The organism is Methanobrevibacter sp., assembly GCF_030539555.1.
Lineage (GTDB): Archaea > Methanobacteriota > Methanobacteria > Methanobacteriales > Methanobacteriaceae > Methanocatella.
The window spans coordinates 1-1,216 of the sequence record NZ_JAUNXX010000080.1; the positions used below are offsets into that span (position 1 = coordinate 1).

The window sequence follows — 1,216 nt, forward strand, 5'->3', positions numbered from 1 at the left end:
ATAATACTATTTAATTAAATTTTAGAGGTTATGAAATTGGCAGTATGCTTACCCGACACCCAAGATGACACTCCAAGCATACCTATTAAACTTACAAGAGTAGGTGTAACAGGAGTAAAAAAATTATTACAACTTGAAAGAACAAACAAAAGACCTATAATACTATTGCCTACATTTGATGCATTTGTAGACTTGCCAAATGATCAAAAAGGCGTTCATATGTCTAGAAATCCTGAAGCAATAAGTGAAGTTCTAGAAACTGTTGCTAAGGACTCTACCGTAGATGTTGAATCATTATGTGCAAAAATTGTTGATTGCATGATGACAAAACACGAATATGCAAAACGTGTTGAAATATCTATGACTACTGATTTTATGTTTATGAGAGAATCTCCAGTAACTAAAAATAAAACCCAAGAGATGGCTAAATTAATAGCAAAAGCTGTTGGTTTAAGAGATGACGATGGCAATGTTACCATTAGAAAAAGTATTGGTGCTGAAGTTATTGGAATGACTGTTTGCCCATGTGCACAGGAATCTGTAAGAGAATCTAATAAAAACCAGTTATTAGAATTTTTAGATGAAGAGACCACACAAAAAGTTTTAGATACCGTGACTTTTGCTTCACATAATCAAAGAGGAGTTGGAACATTATTAATTGAAGTTCCCGAAGACAACATTGTAAAAGCAGAAGACCTAATTGACATTATTGAAACTTCAATGAGCTCACCAGTATGTGAATTATTAAAAAGACCTGATGAAAATGCAACTGTGATGAATGCGCATCAGAATCCTGTTTTTGTTGAAGACTGTGTTAGAAACATGATGGAGAAAATTGCAACCAAATATCATGACTTCCCGGATGACACATTAATTACTTCACGTCAAGAAAATCAGGAGAGTATCCACAGACACAATGCATTTGCTGAAAAAGTAACTACAATGGGCGAGTTAAAAGAAGAACTAAATATTCAATAGGATATGATCTAATGAAAAAAACATACGAAATTGCAGGACAGGTAATGGGTTTTTTTGATTCATTCAAAGGATCACGACCTGCAATTAACAATGAAAGAATTTTAATTGTAAGGGGAAGATCCAGAAAAGTTTTACCTATTGATTCTTTTGATTCCAAACTTGCCGAAATTGGGGAACTTCTCGGCGGAACAGAATTAGATGCTACTTCAGATAAAATAGAGGAAATTCTCAAAATTGG

General features: G+C 33.7%; 2 protein-coding genes. Both read left to right on the plus strand.

Going from position 1 to position 1,216, the window contains the following annotated elements; genetic code table 11:
- Nucleotides 1-36 precede the first annotated feature (36 nt).
- Nucleotides 37-978, plus strand: coding sequence for a GTP cyclohydrolase MptA (mptA, locus tag Q4Q55_RS09365; RefSeq protein ID WP_303372547.1), 942 nt, complete (start codon nt 37-39; stop codon nt 976-978).
- An 11-nt stretch (nt 979-989) separates the two neighbouring features.
- Nucleotides 990-1,216, plus strand: a 227-nt coding sequence (locus Q4Q55_RS09370) for a DUF2120 family protein (protein WP_303372553.1), incomplete at its 3' end; no start/stop codon positions are given.